Origin of the sequence: Streptosporangium canum (assembly GCF_900113865.1) — a bacterium.
GTDB classification, from domain to species: Bacteria; Actinomycetota; Actinomycetes; order Streptosporangiales; family Streptosporangiaceae; genus Streptosporangium; species Streptosporangium canum.
Genome location: NZ_FOQY01000005.1, coordinates 127,407 through 144,887, shown reverse-complemented (window position 1 = coordinate 144,887; position 17,481 = coordinate 127,407). Strand labels below are relative to the sequence as shown.

At 70.0% G+C, this 17,481-nt stretch carries 18 protein-coding genes; 3 read left to right on the top strand and 15 right to left on the bottom strand.

Annotation, left to right across the window (positions count from 1 at the left end):
- Positions 1 to 63: 63 nt before the first annotated feature.
- Together BM085_RS09425 and BM085_RS09420 are read right to left on the bottom strand one after the other, a co-directional pair.
- Entirely contained in the window at positions 64 to 1,428 is a 1,365-nt protein-coding gene (locus BM085_RS09425) for an MFS transporter (RefSeq protein WP_093886631.1), read from the bottom strand.
- Between the two features lie 143 nt (positions 1,429 to 1,571).
- A complete protein-coding gene (locus tag BM085_RS09420) occupies positions 1,572 to 2,768 on the bottom strand; it encodes a sensor histidine kinase (protein WP_093886630.1) in 1,197 nt (398 codons plus the stop codon).
- Positions 2,769 to 2,936: 168 nt separating this feature from the next.
- Between BM085_RS09420 and BM085_RS09415 the strand changes: the two genes are divergently transcribed.
- Positions 2,937 to 4,211: an MFS transporter gene (locus BM085_RS09415; RefSeq protein ID WP_177245026.1), complete on the top strand. Its 1,275-nt coding sequence runs from the start codon at positions 2,937 to 2,939 to the stop codon at positions 4,209 to 4,211.
- Between the two features lie 76 nt (positions 4,212 to 4,287).
- Here BM085_RS09415 and BM085_RS09410 read toward each other — a convergent pair whose 3' ends face one another.
- Together BM085_RS09410 and BM085_RS09405 are read right to left on the bottom strand one after the other, a co-directional pair.
- Positions 4,288 to 5,511, bottom strand: a complete 1,224-nt coding sequence (locus BM085_RS09410; RefSeq protein ID WP_093886629.1) for a helix-turn-helix transcriptional regulator — start codon at positions 5,509 to 5,511, stop codon at positions 4,288 to 4,290.
- Positions 5,512 to 5,884: 373 nt separating this feature from the next.
- Entirely contained in the window at positions 5,885 to 6,172 is a 288-nt protein-coding gene (locus BM085_RS09405; protein WP_143120866.1) for a hypothetical protein, read from the bottom strand.
- A gap of 103 nt (positions 6,173 to 6,275) precedes the next feature.
- On the opposite strand from BM085_RS09405, the gene BM085_RS09400 reads away from it, so the two are divergent.
- Entirely contained in the window at positions 6,276 to 6,743 is a 468-nt protein-coding gene (locus BM085_RS09400) for a hypothetical protein (protein ID WP_093886627.1), read from the top strand.
- Here BM085_RS09400 and BM085_RS09395 read toward each other — a convergent pair.
- The 6 genes from BM085_RS09395 to BM085_RS09370 form a co-directional block, all read right to left on the bottom strand.
- Positions 6,730 to 8,733 (bottom strand): hypothetical protein, encoded by a 2,004-nt coding sequence (locus BM085_RS09395; protein WP_093886626.1) that lies wholly within the window; start codon positions 8,731 to 8,733, stop codon positions 6,730 to 6,732. The two genes, BM085_RS09400 and BM085_RS09395, sit on opposite strands and share 14 nt — an antisense overlap.
- A 71-nt stretch (positions 8,734 to 8,804) precedes the next feature.
- Positions 8,805 to 9,233, bottom strand: coding sequence for an HIT family protein (locus BM085_RS09390; protein WP_093886625.1), 429 nt, complete (start codon positions 9,231 to 9,233; stop codon positions 8,805 to 8,807).
- Positions 9,234 to 9,237: 4 nt separating this feature from the next.
- Positions 9,238 to 10,068 carry an HpcH/HpaI aldolase/citrate lyase family protein gene (locus tag BM085_RS09385; protein WP_245789223.1) on the bottom strand — a complete coding sequence of 277 codons (831 nt, stop codon included), beginning with the start codon at positions 10,066 to 10,068 and terminating at the stop codon, positions 9,238 to 9,240.
- 22 nt (positions 10,069 to 10,090) lie between these two features.
- Positions 10,091 to 11,251: an acyl-CoA dehydrogenase family protein gene (locus BM085_RS09380; protein ID WP_093886623.1), complete on the bottom strand. Its 1,161-nt coding sequence runs from the start codon at positions 11,249 to 11,251 to the stop codon at positions 10,091 to 10,093.
- 180 nt (positions 11,252 to 11,431) lie between these two features.
- On the bottom strand, positions 11,432 to 11,950 hold the full coding sequence (locus tag BM085_RS09375) for a MaoC family dehydratase (RefSeq protein ID WP_093886622.1): 519 nt from the start codon (positions 11,948 to 11,950) through the stop codon (positions 11,432 to 11,434).
- Between the two features lie 136 nt (positions 11,951 to 12,086).
- The gene (locus tag BM085_RS09370) at positions 12,087 to 12,767 is read right to left on the bottom strand and encodes a FadR/GntR family transcriptional regulator (RefSeq protein ID WP_218158665.1); all 681 of its coding nucleotides are present in this window, start codon (positions 12,765 to 12,767) and stop codon (positions 12,087 to 12,089) included.
- A 5-nt stretch (positions 12,768 to 12,772) separates the two neighbouring features.
- Between BM085_RS09370 and BM085_RS09365 the strand changes: the two genes are divergently transcribed.
- On the top strand, positions 12,773 to 13,576 hold the full coding sequence (locus tag BM085_RS09365; protein WP_245789222.1) for a TenA family protein: 804 nt from the start codon (positions 12,773 to 12,775) through the stop codon (positions 13,574 to 13,576).
- On the opposite strand, the gene BM085_RS09360 is transcribed toward BM085_RS09365, so the two are convergent.
- The 5 genes from BM085_RS09360 to BM085_RS09340 form a co-directional block, all read right to left on the bottom strand.
- Complete coding sequence (locus BM085_RS09360) at positions 13,573 to 14,040, bottom strand: VOC family protein (RefSeq protein WP_093886619.1); 468 nt, start codon at positions 14,038 to 14,040, stop codon at positions 13,573 to 13,575. The two genes, BM085_RS09365 and BM085_RS09360, sit on opposite strands and share 4 nt — an antisense overlap.
- A gap of 11 nt (positions 14,041 to 14,051) precedes the next feature.
- Entirely contained in the window at positions 14,052 to 14,627 is a 576-nt protein-coding gene (locus BM085_RS09355; protein WP_093886618.1) for a hypothetical protein, read from the bottom strand.
- Positions 14,628 to 15,389: 762 nt separating this feature from the next.
- Complete coding sequence (locus tag BM085_RS09350; protein WP_143120865.1) at positions 15,390 to 16,166, bottom strand: DUF3618 domain-containing protein; 777 nt, start codon at positions 16,164 to 16,166, stop codon at positions 15,390 to 15,392.
- A complete protein-coding gene (locus BM085_RS09345; protein WP_093886617.1) occupies positions 16,163 to 16,564 on the bottom strand; it encodes a phage holin family protein in 402 nt (133 codons plus the stop codon). The genes BM085_RS09350 and BM085_RS09345 overlap by 4 nt, the downstream gene beginning before the upstream one ends.
- A 167-nt stretch (positions 16,565 to 16,731) precedes the next feature.
- Complete coding sequence (locus BM085_RS09340; RefSeq protein WP_093886616.1) at positions 16,732 to 17,253, bottom strand: GNAT family N-acetyltransferase; 522 nt, start codon at positions 17,251 to 17,253, stop codon at positions 16,732 to 16,734.
- Positions 17,254 to 17,481 lie beyond the last annotated feature (228 nt).

Genomic DNA, 17,481 nt, shown 5'->3' with positions numbered 1-17,481 from the left:
GGTCGGTCACCTGTGGACCCCGAACGCTCACGGGTGAATCCCTAGAGGGTGATGAATCAGACATCAGGTGTCAACAGTTCCCGGCTCGCGGAGAGTGTTGATCAGGTCCCGATGCCGCCACAGCACCCGGCAGAGCGGCACCATGAGCGCCAGCATCACGCAACCACTGATCATGAAGACGGCCCGCAGCCCGAACGCCCCGGCCAGCAGACCGCCCGCCAGGGCGCCCAGCGGGATCAGCCCCCACAGCAGGGTACGGATCGCACCCAGGACACGGCCGAACAGCTGAGGCGGCACCAGCGCCTGGCGGACCGACATGATCAGCACGTTCCAGACGAGAAGCGAGCAGCCGATGGCCATGGCGGCGACCGCGAGCATCGGCACGGACGGGAAGATCCCCACGAGCGTGAACCCGATCCCGCCGACGGTCATCGCGACGGCCATCACGGCGGCGCGCGGCCACCGGCGCACCAGCATGGGCGCGACCAGGCCGCCCACCACCCCTCCGACCCCGGAGGCGAGCGCGAACCAGCCGAAGGCGGCGGCGGGCAGCCGCAGCACGTCCACCACGAACAGCACCAGCACGGCCATCGCGGCCTGGTTCATCCCCGCGGAGAACGCGCCGATCAGCGTGATGCCCCGCAGCGGCTTGTGGTTCCAGAGCCAGCGCACCCCCTCGCCGATCTCCCGGCGCAGGTTCGCGGGCCGGTCGCCGGCCGGTTCGGTGCGATAACGGCCCGGCAGCAGGAACAGGAGCGCCCCGGCGAGCAGGAAGCCCACCGAGTTCGCCATGAACGGCATCGCGGCCGCGACCACGAACAGCGCGCTGCCCACCGGGGCGCCGAGAAAGCTGTCGGTGACGACGGCGGCGGCCTCGACCCGGCCGTTGGCCTTCTCCAGCTGGTCGCGCCGTACCACGGAGGGCAGCAGGGAGTGGACCGCGTTGTCGTAGAGCGTCTCGATGGTGCCCAGCGCGAACGCCGCCACGTAGAGCATCCACATGGCGGCATGGCCGGTCAGCACCGCCGCCGTGAGCAGGCCGACCACCGCGGTCCTGGCGAACTGGGCGACGATCATCGCCTTGCGGCGGTCCAGCCGGTCCACCAGCGCGCCGCTGACGATCGCGAACAGCACCCAGGGCAGGAAGGCGAGCGATGACAGCGCCGCGACGAGCACGGGATCCCTGGTCAAGGTCACCGCCAGCAGCGGCAGCGCGATCCGGCCGATGCCGTCGCCCAGGTTCGACACGGTGCTGGAGGCGAACAGCAGCCAGAACCGCCGCCCGAGCCCTCCGGACGCCGGGACCGGGAGCTCGGCGGGAGCGGCCTGGCCCCCTGCCTGTGGCGGCGTGGAAGGCGGCAGGCCGGCGGAGGCCGGTCCGGTGTCCTCCGGCACCGTATCGGCGACGCCTTGGGGGGTGGTGTCCATGGTTCCTCCGGGTTGGGGGGTACGTCCTCGGAATCGCGTTGATCCGCGGCTCGGCCGTCTCGGGGGCGGCGCCGGACAGAAGATCTTTGCAGACGACGCCGTGACATGGGCGTCTCCACGACCGTCGACCGGCTCAGAGGGTGTCAGCGGGCGGAGACGCCCGGATGGTACTTCGGCAGCCGGACGCTGACCTTGGTGCCGGCGCCCTTTCCCGTCTCGGCCACCAGGCCGTACTCGTCGCCGTAGACCTGGCGCAGCCGCTCGTCCACATTGGCCAGGCCCACGCCCCCGGCCCCGGAGCGCTCGTCGGCGTCACCGGCCAGGATGCGGCGCAGGCGGTCCGGCTCCATGCCGACGCCGTCGTCCTCCACGCTGATCCGGCACTCAGCGCCCGCGTCCTCGGCGATGATCGAGATGCGGCCGACGCCGGGTTTGCTCTCCAGACCGTGCCGGACGGCGTTCTCCACCAGCGGCTGCAGGCACAGGAACGGCACGGCGACGGCGAGCACCTCCGGGGCGATCCGCAGCGTGACCTGGAGCTGGTCGCCGAAACGCGCGCGTTCCAGGGTGAGGTAGCGGTCGATGGAGTGCAGTTCCTCGGCCAGCGTGGTGAACTCGCCGTGCCGCCGGAAGGAGTAGCGGGTGAAGTCGGCGAAATCCAGCAGCAGCTCGCGGGAGCGGTCGGGGTCGGAACGGACGAAGCTCGCTATGGTCGTCAGCGAGTTGTAGATGAAATGCGGGGAGATCTGCGCGCGCAGGGCCCGGACCTCGGCCTCCATCAGCCGCGTCCGGGACCGGTCGAGCTCGGCCAGCTCCAGCTGGGAGTCCACCCAGTTCGCCACCTCGTGGGTGGCCCGGACCAGGCCCGCCGAGGCGTGCCCGCCGTAGGCCGCCAGCGAGCCGACCACCCGGCCGTCCGTGGTGAGCGGCACCACCACCGCGAACCTGATCGGGCACTCGGGGAGCTCGCACGAGACGACCTCCGGGCCGAGCACCTGGGTCCGGCCGCCGGCGAGGGTCTTGGCGGCGTGCGCGAACGCCTCCCGGGCGTGGTGGTCGCCCTCACCGTCGTAGACCAGCAGCCGCTCGCCGTCGGTGATCGCCAGCGCCGGGGAGCCGAGCAGCTCGCGCAGATGCCGGGAGGCCTTCTGGGCGCCCGCCTCGGTCAGCCCGGCCCGCAGCGGCGGCGCGGCGAGCGAGGCGGTGTGCAGGGTCTCGAACGTGGCCCGCTCGGCCGGGCTGCTGCCCAGCTCCCGTCTGCCGCGCAGCACCCGCCACAGCACCAGGGCCGGGACACCGACCAGAGCGGCGATCAACAGCACAGCGACGACGGGTTCCACGCCCCGGACCCTATCTGCCCAGGTTCGCGCACGCCTCCTCCCGGCCGGCGGCCGTGATCGGACCTCGTTCCGGAAACGGATATCCGCGTCCGTTTCCCGCCAGTCACCGCCCGGCGCCGGTCGGCATGCTCCGTAGGCATCCCGCTCCGCTCCCCGGAAGGCTGTCCCGTGTCCGCCCCCACCACCACCGGTCCCCCCGTCGCCGGCGCGCCCTCCGTGCGCCGTGATTTCGGCCTGCTCTGGGCGGGACAGTCACTGTCCCTCTTCGGCGACCAGTTCATGACACTGGCACTGCCGCTGCTCGCGGTCACCATGCTGGAGGTCTCACCCGCACAGGCGGCGCTGCTGCCCTTCGCGCTGTTCCTGCCCTTCCTGCCGCTCGGCCTACCCGCCGGGGCGATCGTGGACCGGCTCTCACGCCGCATGACCATGCTGGTCTGCGACGGCGTGCAGGTGGCCGCCTTCGGCGCGGTCTGGGCGCTGGCCGCCACCGGGGCGCTGACCTTCCCGCTGCTGTTCTGCCTGGTGCTGCTGAGCGGCTGCGCGGTGGTGTTCTTCCAGGTCGCCTACACCTCCTACCTGCCCAGCCTCTACGGCGACCCGCACGAGCTGCACCGCGGCAACACCCGCCTGGCCCTGTCGGAGTCGGCGTCCAAAGCGCTGGGCCCGATGGCCGCCGGACCGCTGATCCACGCTCTGGGCCTGGTCGGCGCGCTCGCGGCCAACGTGATCAGCTTCACCGCCTCGGTCGTCTCGCTGGCGCTGATCCGGCACCGGGAGCCGCCGCGCGAGAGCGCCCCGCGGGAGCGCGGCTGGCTGCGGCGCGACATCGCCACCGGGCTCCGGTTCGCACTCGGCCACCCGATACTGCAGCCGGTCCTGTTGTGCGGCACCACCTATGTGCTGTTCCTCAGCATGGTCGAGACCAGCCTGGTGCTGTACTGCCGCAACGTGCTCGGCCTGTCCCCGCAGTGGATCGGCGTCGTGATCGGGGCCGCCGCGGCCGGCTACCCGATCGGCAACCTGCTGTCCAGCCGGCTGATCCGCCGGTACGGCACGCCGCGCACCCTGCTCGGCGCCGCCTCGCTGTCGGTCGCCGGGATCGTCTCGATGCCGGCCCTCGGCTCCCTCGGCGGCACCGCGGGAACGGCCGGGCTCATCGCCGGCAGCATCGTGCACTGCGTCGGCGAGGGCGCGTTCAGCCCGACCTCGCTGACCCTCCGCCAGACCGCCACCCCCGCCGCCCTGCTCGGCCGGGTGGGCGCGGTCCAGCGTTTCCTGCTCTGGGGCGCCGTCGCCCTCGGCAGCCTGCTGGCGGCCGGGGCGACCGCGCTCGGCGGGCTGCAGACCGCCGTGTGGATCGGCGCCCTGGGCACGGTCCTCTGCATCCCCGCCCTCCTGCGCCAGGGCATCCGCGCCGCCGTCCTGCCACGGGCCACATGACGGCCGCCCCGGCCCTCCCCCGGGTCGGCCCCCTCTGACGTTCATCGCGACGAACGTGCCGCCCGCCTCCAGAGGATCAGAGAATGTGCATGCGAACGCCCAGACGGCGGATGCGTTCCCGGTAGCTGTAGCGTTCGAGATCGAGAAGCGTCCGTACAGCCTGTTGGGCCATCGGATGATTACGGATGAGCAGAGGGGCGATCTTTTCGGCACGCTCCAGCTCAGCCAGCGCGGCCTCCCGCTTGCTGCACCACAGCAGACCCCGGGCGTGATCAAGGTGGTGATGTCCGGCGCGACCGGCTTGCAGACCCTTCGGAAGCCGGACGGCTTCTCCTCGGCGTACGGCCTGCGGCCCGTCGCCGAGTTCGACAGCGACGGCGACGCCGTGGATATCGATGTTGGGCTGGTTGGTCGATAGATCGTAGTAGTTGGTGCGCTGGCGAGGTCCGAGCCTCGTGACGGCCTCGGCCGCGAGCCGGTGGCGTGACCATGCCTCTACGGCGTCGTTTTTTCGTGCGGCAGTGATCGCGGCCCGCAACTGGAGCCCACCCCAAACGGCCAGCGCCTTCGGCTGACCGGCGGTGTACTGGTCTTCGATATGCGCGCACGCCGAGTCAAGGACGGTGAGCGCGTCGTTCCACGAGGTGCTGGACCACATGTTCCGTACTCGGAGACAGGCGAACACCGCTTCGTGATAGGGGTCTCCCGAGCACTCCGCCGCCCAACGAGCTCGATCTGCGGCGATCAGGGAAAGATCGGCGTAGCCGAGGTTGCAGGCCACCGAGTGTGCCGCCTGACAGGTCAGCGAAAGCAGGCTGAACGCCGCGCTCCGATCAGGCTCAGGGTAGAGGCGGGTCGCCGCCTGGAGCTCGGAGAGCAGAGCAGGGAGTTCTTCGGCGAGTTCCGCGTAGCGTGCCTCCAGGCGCAGCCGGCTTGCGCGTTCGGTCCCGGCGCGAAGCTCGGGCAGCGACCTCACCTCGTCGACCCATTCGGGGTCCAGGTCGTAGCGCTCCAGGTGGCGGCGGATCTCGGGGATCGCAGAATGCCCTCGGTCTTCCGCCGGAGTGTCGCCCCGGTAGGGGCGTGCGGTGAGCTCGTTGGGATGTATGCGTAGGACACGGGCAAGGCCGTTGACCAGTGCGATGGAGTCAAGCGGGATGCTGTCGTTCTCCACCCCGGACACCCATGACTGCGCTCGGCCGACACGCTGGGCCAGCTCTCGCTGGGTGATGCCCACGCGCTTACGTGCGCGACGCACACGTGTTCCCGTGCTTTCGCCCGCCGGGTCTGAGTAGGCCATGCCCTCAAGGTAACCCTCGACAGCACGCCCGTCCCCTCCTCGCGCCAAAGTATCAACCACACTGATCTCGCTGCCTTTTCGCGTTCGTATCGTCACTCCTCGTGAGCAGCGACGAGCCTGGCGACACCGGGCGATATCCCCATCGCCCGGCCACCACGACGACGGCCGGAGTGACCATCGAGCGGCTCAGGCGGGAGCTTGAAACGCTGGGTGCGGCAGGGGATGTACGTCACCGTGACGGGGTGAAGACGCGTCTCGCTTCGGCGGGGGTCGTGACCCGTCCTATGAACGGGTGTGGCGGCATGGCGGCTGGAGGGACGCCGACACGCCTCCCCGAAGTCTGGTTCCATGAGCACCGTATGAGCCCTGCCGGTCAACGCGCGGTTGATGCCCGATCCACCTTCTCGGGGGTGGCGCGAAGCTCTGCCTCCAGATCCTCGACGATCCGTTGCACGAGTGTCCGGAGCCGGTTCCGCCGCCCGGTCAGCTCTTCGGCGAACGCCCGCGCCGTCGGCCCCACCCAGACCGCCTTCCCGGTGAACGAGGCATGCGCCGGATCCAGCGCCGTCTCCAACCGCACCGCATGCAGCTGCACCCGTGTCAGGGCACGCAGCAATTCCTCCCGTCGGGGATTGACCGTGCTCTCAGACCCGAGCCCCATCCGCCCCGCCTTCCGCCTCGGCGTTTTTCCGGTACGGCTTGCGCATTTTCCTGGAGAATATGAGATCGTGCGCTCAGTCGGCCAGTGCTTCGAAGGAGATTCGATGCCCCGTTCCGCCCGCAGTTTCCCTGTACGGTTCGGCATCACACTCATGGCAACGACTCTGGCCCTGGCGGCCTGTGGCGAGAGGGAACCCACCGCCACCGAAGCGGGCGCGACCCTCAAGACGCATATCCTTGAGTTATTGAAAGAGGTAAACGCCCAGAACATCCAGATCACCGACCCGGGCGGCAAGGACATCCCCTGTGGCGACGACAAATTTAAACGCACCTTCGCCGCCATCGGCCAAGACCTCGCGCCCGAACGAACGGCGAGTGGCCTCAACGAGATGATGCTCAGCGCATTGAAGCGTGTAGCGGAGTACGATCTCGTCAGCATCGGCAAACCTGACGACGTCGGCGATCCCATGGAAATGGCCAGTAAACCATCCAAGACATCCTTGGTACTGCAGTCTTCAATCGATGGTCAATACTCAGTGCGCGGCGAAACCCAGTGCCTTAATCGGTTGTGAGTCCCTTCTCATAGAGACCCGCACGCTGGAAGCTAGGGTCCTTACGTCCATCGAAACGACCGGCAAGCGCGATGCTCAACTCTCCGATGCTCAACTTGTCCTTACCGCCCATACCATTATCAATAAACCACTGTTCCAGTGCCTTCATGCCCACATCGCCCTGCTTGGCGATCTCACTGAACGGGCGCAAATTTCCGTTTGAGTCGGCGATAGCCATACCGGACGGCGGCGTTCCAGGAGCGAAGCCCTGCTTCATGAGGAGTTGGGCCACCGCGTACTGGCGACCCAAGGTTTCCGCGCCGTCCAGTTCTCGAAGTTTTTCCACCTTCTCCTCAGATTGAGGACCATAGGTGTCATATGCGGCTTTCCCTGCGCAAATTCCGGTCCAAGTTTTTGCGTATATAGAAAAAGGCGGGATAAGTCCGGCGACACCCATGAGAGCACCAACCAGAAGATCCTCCGCGTCTTTCGCGCTTTCAGCTTCCTCGTCCGAGGGTTTAAGCACCCGTACGGCGGCAGCCAGTTCGAAACCACGCACGTTTCCGAGAGCGGTGAACAGGTTGTCCAGGGCTGTGACGTCCTCGGTGCGCTTGGCCAGGCGGGACGCCTCGGGGAGGAGTCGCTGGGTGAGTTCGCCCATACCTGCCTCGAACGGGGCGCGGGCTTCAGCGGTCCCGGCGAAGGTGGTGAGGAAGCGGAAGGTGTCCTCGGGACTGAGCCGGAACGCGCCGCGCAGACCGGGAACCGTGGTCGGCTCAAAAAGACCGGGGGTGAGCCGGAGCGCGCTGTCCTTGGTCATGTCGGCGTCGCCGATGTTGGCGCCCAGAGTGATCTCGGCGGCGTACGAGCCCGCGATCTCTGACAGGTGCGGCCGGGTGGCGTCGCCCAGTTTCAGATCGTCGACGCTGGTCATCACCGTATACGCGAAGAACGCGGCTTCCTGGCTGTGCTTGCCTTGCGCCTCGTCGTAGGCACCGGACGCGGCTGCCAGCATCCGTCCGAACCCCTTCGCCGCCTCGGGTTGCCAGTGCACCCGTTCATTGAGCGTTTTGAGAAACGCGGCCAGATCCGGCCGGGCTTTCCACACCTGAGGGCTGCTGGGCAGCATTCCGAAGGGGGTCTTGGCGGAGGCGGGAACCGGGCTGATGTCGGTGACCGAGCTGATCGCGAGCCTGGCGGCGACGGGGTTGTTGCCCAGAGCATTCAGCAGTTTACCGAGGGTCTCGCCGCTGACGTGGCTGTCCGCCGCCAGCATAGGCGCGACGATCTCGGCCAGCCACACGTCCGGATAGTCGCCGGAGTTCAGCAGCTCGGCGAACCCCTCGATGTCCTTGGCTCCGGCCTTCTTCACCGCTCCCATGACCTGAGCGAACCCGGGAACCTTGGGCCCGCCCCTGACCGCGGCGCCCAAAGCCGTACCGGCGACGCCGAGTGCGTCGTCGGCCTTTTCAAGGCGACGAAGTTTTTCGCCGAATTTTCGGGTCCCGGCGGGACCGAGCGCCGCGAAGAACGCGGCGGTGAAGTTCGGATCGCTCTGGTGAGCTTTCAGCTCGTTGACGAGGGCAGCCAGTCTTTCGGTGGGATACGGACCCGTGAGAGAGAACGCCTCCGGATCGACGGCGGCGGCTCGCTTGCCCAGTTCGGCGCCCTGCCTCTGAGCCTCCGCCGGAGCGGGCAGCGCCCCCTCCGAGTATGGTTCCAGCTTGCTCCCCAGCAATACGGCGGGCATGACTTCGATGGTCTCCATCCGCTGCCGGAGCCGGGGAAGCTGTTCTTCGGCCCATCCGCCGATCTCCCTGATGGAAGCGATGCCCGGGGCGGAAAGGTCTACAGCAGCCAGTTCCCGGCGGATCGCCTCGCCATACTCGGCGATCGCTTTCCCCGCCCGCTCCAGATCGGCGATGAAGCCCTTCATGAGCGCCGGGTCGATCCCGTTGAAGTCCGGCGCGAGCGGCCCGGTCCCCGGCATCACCGCAGGCGTCTCCCCCACGTCTGCACCACCTCCAGGCAACCATCATGACCCTGCGGGACTCCTCACCGCCATCCCATGAACCCAGCGGCTCAGGGGTTCGGTTCGAGGGCCTTGCGGATGCGGAGGGCGTAGGACTCGGCCTCGGCGGGGTCGGCGTAGGTGGTGCGGGGCCAGAAGAAGCCGCGCAGGCCGTCCTTGCGGTTGCGGGGGACGACGTGGACGTGGAGGTGCGGGACGCTCTGGCTGATCCGGTTGTTCATCGCGACGAACGTGCCGCCCGCCTCCAGGCCCTGTTCGACGGCGGCGGTGACGGAGCGGACCCGCTCGAAGAACGGGCCGACCGCCGGCGACGGCAGGTCGGGGAGCGTCTCGACGTGGGCCCTGGGCGCCACCAGGACGTGGCCCTTGAAGACCGGGCGCGTGTCCAGGAAGGCCACGGCCACCTCGTCGGAGAGCACCACATGGCCCGGCTGCTCCCCCGCCCCGATGGCGCAGAACGAACATTCTCCGGCTGGCATCCCCTCAGGATAGGAGGCGGCGGGCGGCGCGTACGACCGCCTCGTCGACCATCCGGCCCCGGGCGTCGGTGACGACTCCGGTTCCGGCGGCCTCGAACCGGGCGATCAGGTCGCGGGCCTGGGCGAGCTCCTCCCCGGTGGGGGTGAAGACCTCGTTGACCACGGCGAGCTGGGCGGGGTGGATACAGGCGCGGCCACGGAACCCCAGGCGTCTCAGGGCGACGGTGGAGGCGCGCAGGGCGTCGAGGTCGCGGAAGTCGGTGCTGACCGGGGCGAGGGGCGGGACGAGCCGGGCGGCCGCCGAGGCCAGGACGACCTGGGATCGGGCCCAGAGCAGCTCGCGCTCGTCGGGACCGGTCTCGACGCCGAGTTCGGCACGCAGGTCGGCCTCGCCGATCTGCAGCCGGAGGACGCGGGGTGCCCGGGCGATCTCCGGCGCCGACAGGACCGCACCGGCACTCTCCAGCAGCGGGCAGACCGCGATCGAGCCGCCGGGCAGGCCCTCGGCGGCCTCGGCGGCGGTGAGCACGGCGTCCACGGCGTCAAGCTCGGCGGCCGACTCGGTCTTCGCCACGCAGACCCCGCGCACGCCCGGCAGGGCCACCGCCCGGAGGTCCTCGTGGCCGGCCTCACCCGGATTCACCCGGACGTAGATCTCCGGGCCGCCGGGCCCCAGCCCGCGCAGCCAGCCGGCCACGGCGGCGCGGGCCTCGGCCTTGTGCGCGGGCAGGACCGCGTCCTCCAGGTCGACGATCAGTGAGTCGGAGCCCCGGTCGAGTGCCTTGGCGAGCTTGCCGGGCTGGTCACCCGGGACATACAGCGCAGATCGGATCACCACCCGACCCTAGCGTCACCGTTCACCAGCCCACCTTGGCGGTACCGGAGATGAGGGATCTGGCGATGACCATCCGCTGGACGTCGTTGGTGCCCTCGCCGATGGCCATCAGGGGCGCGTCGCGGTAGAGGCGTTCGATGACGAACTCCTGGGAGTAGCCGTACCCTCCGTGGATCCGCATGGCCTCCATGGTGACCCGCAGCGCGACCTCCGACGCGAAGTACTTGGCCATCGCGGCCTCGGAGTTGACCGCGCCGCTCTCGGAGCGGGTCGCCGCCCAGTAGGTGAGCAGCCGGGCCGCCTGGATGTCGGTGGCCATGTCGGCGAGCTTGAGCTGGATCGCCTGGAAGTCGGCGATGGGATGGCCGAAGGCGTGACGCTCGCGCGAGTAGTTCAGCGCGGCGTCGTAGGCGCACTGGGAGATGCCGACCGCGCGGGCGGCGATGTTGACCCGGCCGAGCTCCAGGGCCGACAGCGCCTGCTGCATGCCCCGCCCCTCGACCCCGCCGAGCAGCCGCGACGCCGGGACGCGGACGTCCTCCAGCACGATCTCGCAGGTCTCGGTGCCCTTGTAACCGAGCTTGGGCAGGTCCCGGCTGACGGTGTAGCCCGAGGTGCCGGCCTCGACCAGGATCAGGGACATGCCGCGGTGCGCGGGCTCGGTGACGGAGGTCTTGACCAGGACGGGCATCGGGTCGGCGTGCCGGGCGTTGGTGATCCACGTCTTGGTGCCGTTGATCACGTAGTGGTCGCCGTCACGGACCGCCCGGGTCTGGATGCCCTGCAGGTCGGTGCCGGCGGCCGGTTCGGTCAGCGCGATCCCGGTACGGCGGGCACCGGTGGCCAGGTCCGGGAGGTAGGCGTCGCGCTGCTCCTCGGTGCCGTGCTCGGCGATCATCCAGGAGGCCAGCGAGTGCGAGCCGAGCACCCCGGCCACCCCCATCCATCCTCGCGCGATCTCCTCGAAGACCAGCGCGAACGACACCCGGTCCAGCGCCAGCCCGCCGTACTGCTCGGGGATCGTCATCCCGAACAGCCCCATCTGCCTGAACCGCTCGACGATCTCGGTGGGGTAGCGGCCCGTCCGCTCCCACTCCGAGGCGACCGGCACGATCTCCTTGTCCACGAACTCCCGGAGGGTCCGGCGGAACAGCCGCTGTTCGTCGTTCAGCTCGAAATCCATGGCGGGGTCCTTTCGAACGCGGGAAGCCGGCGGCCACCGGGCAAGGGGCCGCGGCGGGGAGTCTCACCGGTCACGGGTCCGTCTCCGGCCGCGGGCCCGCGTCATCGGCGGTCCGGGCGGCGGCGGGCGGGGCGGCGGCCAGCTCGGGCGGGGACTCCCCCCACTGCCCGGACGCGCCCCTCATGTCGTCAGCGGCCCGGTCTTGGCCCGCGGGAAGTAGTTCTTGTCGTGCGGGGCGTCGCGGCGGTAGACCATCACGGTGCGGCGCCAGGACATGACCTCGTCGCCGTCCTGGTTGAGGCCGCGCGTGCGACAGGTGACGATCCCGGCGTAGGGCCGCGACCCGGACTCCCGCTTGTCCACCACGATCGACTCGGCGTAGAGAGTGTCGCCCAGGAACACCGGGTGGGTCAGCTTGATCTCGTCCCAGCCGAGGTTCATCAGCGCGGTCTGGCTGACGTCGATCACCGAGATGCCCAGGACGATCGCCACGGTCAGCCCCGAGTTGACGATGATCTTCCCGACCGGGGCGCGCCCGGCGAAGTGGGCGTTGAAGTGGTTCTGGTTGGTGTTCATCGTCAGCAGGGTGAACCAGGTGTTGTCGGCCTCGCTGATCGTGCGGCCGAGCGGGTGCTGGTAGACGTCGCCGACGACGAAGTCCTCGTAGTACCGGCCCAGGCCGGGTTCGTGCACGGTCACGGATCTCTCCCTGAACGACGGAACCTTGACGCTAATAGTCTGACGTTTTGATGGTCAATGGCTTGCTTGGTGGTTTCCACGCGACGGCCAGGTGGCGCCGGCCGTACGGGGCATGGCGGGACGGCCGGGCCGAGGGCTACGGCTGAGGCTCCACGCTGGGGTAGTAGGCGGTGCGGAGGTTGTCCAGGTGTTCCAGGGCGGCCCGCCGCGCCCCCTCGGCGTCGCCCGCCTCGATGTGGCGCAGGATGTCGCGGTGCTCCCGGTCGATGCCGTCGAGTGCGGCCCGCGGGGCGCGGTCGCGGACGAAGCGGCCCTCCAGCACCTCGAAGACCGGCCGGGCGACGACCTCCAGCAGCGGGTTGCCGGCCGCGCGGAGCAGGACGATGTGGAAATCGCGGTTGGGCGCGAAGACCTCGCCGGGCTCCCTGCCGCCGGCCCCGACGATGCAGCCGCGCAGGCGCTCCAGGTCCGCCCCGGTACGGCGCAGCGCGGCCAGCCCGGCGGCGGGGACCTCCAGCAGCTCGCGGATCTCCATCAGCTGGCCGATGCCCACCCGCATCAGGTCGAAGCTGGTCTCCAGGTAGGTGCTGATGTGGTCGGGGTCGGGGTGGGCGACGAAGCTGCCGCCGGTCGTCCCCCGGACGGTCCTGATCAGGTTCTGGCTGGCCAGCAGGCGCAGCGCCTCACGGACCGTGCTGCGGCTCACGCCGTACCGGACGCAGAGATCGGGCTCGATGGGCAACCTGTCCCCGGGCTGGAACTCCCCGGAGACGATCCGGTCACGCAGGTCGGCCGCGAGTGCCTGGTAGGCGGTCACATCCAGTGATCGTAGGCGACGGCGTCCGATTCTCCGGCGCGCCGGCCGCCGTCGGCATCGGCGGACTAGCATTCACGCTGATCGACGTTCCCCAGATCGCGAGGAGAAGCCCGGTGGACCTGGTCCCCTACGACGAGTGGCGCGCGAGCGCCGTCAACCCCGCGTTCAGCGAGTGGTTGCGCTCGCTGAGCGAGCCGGAGTGGACCGCGGTCGTGACCCATCCGTTCGCCGCCTCGATCACCCGGGGCGACGTCGCCGACGACGACATGCGCCGCTACCTGGTCCAGGACTTCCAGTTCGTCGACTCCTTCACCGCGCTGCTCGGCGCGGCCGTGGCCAGCGCGGACAGCTTCGAGTCGCGGGTGCCGTTCGGCCGCTTCCTCGGCGAGACCGCCACGACCGAGGAGAAGACCTACTTCCACCGCGCGCTGGCCGCCCTCGGCGCCACCCCGGAGGACCTGGCCTCCCCGCCGCTGGAACCGGTGACGGCCGACTTCCGCGCCCTGATGGACGAGGCCAGGACCAGCCTGGACTATCCGCTCGTCCTGGCGGTGCTGTCGGTCGCGGAGTGGAGCTATCTCGGCTGGGCGAGCCTGGCGGAGGAGCCGCTGCCCGGCAACTTCGTCCACCGCGAGTGGATCGACCTGCACGAGGGGCCGGCGTTCCGGGCGTGGGTGGGGTTCCTCCGCGGTGAGCTCGACCGCCTCGGCCCCGAGCTCACCGCGGAGGGGCAGCTCCGCGTGCTCGACTTCTTCCGCCGCGCCGTACAGCTGGAGCTGCGCTTCTTCGACATGGCCGCGGGCGCCTAGCCCCGGCCGCCGCCGTCCGGTCCGGGGACGGGGCCCGGACGGTAGGTGCCCGCCTGGCCGCTCCGGACGGCGTGGCCCCCGTCGTCGGGGGCATAGAGGCGGATCTGGAGGCCGTCGGGGTCGAGGAAACCCATGACGTGGCCGGCGGAGGCCCTGACGACGGGGCTGTGCGGGACGCCGAGGGCGTCGAGGTGGGCGGCCCAGGCGTCGAGCCCTTCCCCGGTGGTCTGGAGGGCGAAGGGGTCGGCACCGGAAAGGGCCCTGGCCAGCTCAGGGTTCTCCCGGAGGGCGAGCTGGAGGCCGGCCCCGGGGACGTCGAAGGCCATGCCCCTGACCGCGCCGTCGTCGTCCTCGAAGCTGGTGCGCAGTTCGAGGCCGAGGACCCGCTCGTACCAGGAGCGGCTCCGCGCCAGGTCGCTCACCCAGATCTTGACGTGGTGGACACCGCTCACCCCCGCCTTCATGACGCCCTCCCTCAAGAGCCCACCCTCGTGGTGACGGTCCTGGTGAAACGATAGTTGCAGAACTCGGCACGGGACTTCTCACGGTTGAGGTGCCGGGCGAACTCCTCCTTGTTCAGCCCGTCGAAGCTGTCGAAGCCGAGTTTGGCCACGGCCGCCCCCGCGCCGCCGCGGGCGAGGCGGGCGCTGAGGACGATCCGCCCCCGGTGCGGGATCGCGCCGCCGGTGTCGCACCAGACGCCGTCGGAGTGCCTGCGACAGGCGAAGGCGGCCAGCCGCTTGCCCTTCTCGTCGAAGAGCACGGCCCTGGCCGGGCCCCGGACGCCCCGGGGAAACTTGCCGCCCACCCAGTAGGAACCCCAGTAGGGGGCGAAGGACGGCGTCCATGTCATGGAGTAGTCCAGAACGTAGGTGACACGCCCGCCCGGATGGGCGCGGGGCGTGCCCTTGGCCTTCACGTCGATGGCGATCAGGGCGTCCCGCCCGCACTTCTTGGCGGCGGCGAGGCAGGTGGCTTCGGCGGGGGTGACCGGGGACAGGGCGGCTGCGATGAGGGCCAGGCCTGCGGCGATACCAAGAACACGGCGCATGAGACCTCCTGTGTGTCCTGCCGGAGGACGCCGCCTCCGGGGGGACGCCTCCGCTCCGGGATCAGGAGTTGCGCAATCCCGGCACCGATCACAACGTCCGGGCCGCCGGAACGGTTCACGGACGCCCGGCCGGAACGGCCGGCGGCCCTTCCCCGGCGCGACGGCTCCGCGGCCGTTCTCCCTGGAGATCCGCGGACGTTTTCCGGGGGAAAGGTCCCGGGCGGGCGGAAAGGAGGGGGTCCGCCGCCCGCCCGGGAGGCGGTCAGATTACCCCGGCGACCCTGAGCTTGGCTCGTTCCCCCGCCCGAGGCCGGGCAGGTCGCCGTAGAGCCGGTCGTCGTGCCCGCTGAATCCGGCCCCCGGCCCGGCGGGCCTCACCCGGGATCTCCGGCAGGCGAGGGGGCGACGGCGAGCGCTTCCGGCGCGGCGGGCAGGGACGGCGCCGCCCCCGGCCGCAGGCCGTCGGGAGCGGCGCCGGGCCACCGTTCGCGGGACGGCTCCGAAGGCCGCCCGGTGTCAGCAAACTGCCATCGGAGGGGAACTTGCTGACACCGTTCTGCCTGGTCCGAGGGTCACGGAAGGCGGAGAGTCAGTTGTACGACAACAGCGACAACCACTCAAGAAAAGAGCTCGGGAATTGACCTCCTCCCCTCCCTGAAGGGACAGGGCCCCGGCGTTGATTCACTCTGTCCCGGTTCTCCCGGCGCTTTCCGGCTCTCCCCGGACGAAGTGCCTCGGACGGCCTTCCCGGAGGGCGCTCGCCTACTTCTTCCTGCCCCGCCTCAGCATCCGGAAGACCACCAGGGCGAGCGCGGCCACCGTGGCGAAGGCCAGAACGGGACGCTTGCCCGCCTCGGCCGAGACCTTCCCCGCCGCATCCTTGATCTCGACGGGGGTCATCTCCTTGACCCGGCCCATGACTTCGGGAGCCGCCTCCTTCATCCGCCCGACCATCTCGGGGGCCGCCTCCTTGACCCGGCCCACCATCTCGGTCGCGGTGCCGGCGGTGGCCGCTCCCACCCGGCGGATGTCCTCGCCCACGTGGGTCGCGGTCTCCTGAACACGGCTCTTCACATCGGTCTTGTGCACCAAAGCCTCCACAGTGTCACCTAGTTCGCGACGGTCGTTCTCGATGTCCCGTCGCACGGATTCCTTGCCTGTCACGCTTGCTTTCTCGCCCGTCACGCCCGCGCCCGTCCCGTCGGCACCGGCACCGCCGACGCCACCCGTGCCGGTCCGGCCGACGACCGTGTTCCCGGCCCCGGCCCCGGCACCGGCGACGGCGGCCCTGGCGACGGCGGTGCCGTCCGCCAGGTGGGGCGTCCCGTCACGGCTGGACGGCGGGCCACCGAGATCCGTGGTGGGGGTCCCGTCACGGCCGGGCGGCGGAGCCTCCGCCATGTCCGGCGCGTTCGGCGGGATGTTCAGCGACTCCCTCTCGTCGGGTGTCACGGGCTCACCGACCCCCTTCCTGCGAGAGCCGGTGGTCCCGGCTTCTCCGGGTTCGAAGTCGGGACTGCCCGGGTCTGTCTCAGTCATCGGTGTGCCCTCTCCTTCACCACGTCGATGTCGTGCTTGAGACTCTCGATGGTCCGCTCAGGCGCCGGCGGAACGGCCTCGGTCACCTGACGCTTGCCCAGGACCCCGAGAACGGCGGCCACGGCCAGCAGCACCACGCCCACGATCGCCGCGGCGGCCCACGCCGGCATCGCCAGGGCGAGAAGCAGGATCACGGCGGCCACCAGAGCGCCGCCCCCGTACAGGGCCACGACGCCCGCTCCGCCGAACAGACCCGCACCGATTCCAGCGTGTCTGCCCTTTTCGGCGAGCTCCAGTTTGGCCAGCCGGAGCTCGTCTCTGACGAGGCGTGAGACCTCCTCCGACATCTGCCGGATCAGTTCGGCCGTGGACAGAGCGTCCTTCGGACTGCCGGTCATGGTTGCCTCCTCCCCCGCAGGTCCCTACTGGAGAAGGCGCTACCCTCTCCCACCAAGGCAAACCTCCGGCTCACGGCGACGGCACCCGCGCGGGCGATTCCGGTCATCAGCGGATCCGCGCGCGTTCCGTCCGTTTCGCCGGTGCAGACGGCGGCGGACAGGCTAGATCATCTGTGCGAGAGCGCGTGGAGATGAACCTCGACGGTCTCCTCTCCCCCGTCCCAGGACGGTTCATCGAGAAGCCTGGCCAGCGCGAACCCGCTCTTCTGCGCGACCCTGCAGGAGGCGGTGTTCGCGGCGTCGTGCAGCAGGTTCAGCCGGGACAGCTCCAGACGGGCGAACGCCCACCGCGCGACCGCGTCCAGCGCGTGAGCGGCCACGCCCTTGCCGCGGGCCGCGGGCAGGACCCAGTAACCGACCTCTCCTGCCCCGTCGACGACGGACTTGACCCTGATGTGTCCCAGCACCTGACCGGTCGTCGCGTCCGTGATCGCGAACGCGAACGACGAGTCGTCGGCCCACCCCGCGATCTGGCCGGCGATCCATGCCTTCCCGTCCGGATCGGTCATGGGGGTGGGCGCCCATCTGCGGATCTCCGGATCGTTCAGCGCCTCCGTCGCGACCTCGACGTCGGCCGGATGCCACGGCCGGAGTTGAAGCCTCCCCGCGGCGATCTCCATGGGTTCCATGGCAGCCGAGCGTACCCATCACGTGCCCCCGGCCGTTTGGGGGCTCCGCGCGTACGGCCCCGCCCCGCCGGCGGCCGTTCAGCGGTCCGGCCGTTCCGTCCCCCATGCCGCGGCCTCGTTTTCGATCATGCTGTTGCGACGTTTCGATCCTCTCTCCACGGCCGGGGATGTGTCATGATCATGGATACTCCGGGCCCGCCAGAGTGGCGGAAAAGTAGAGATACACGT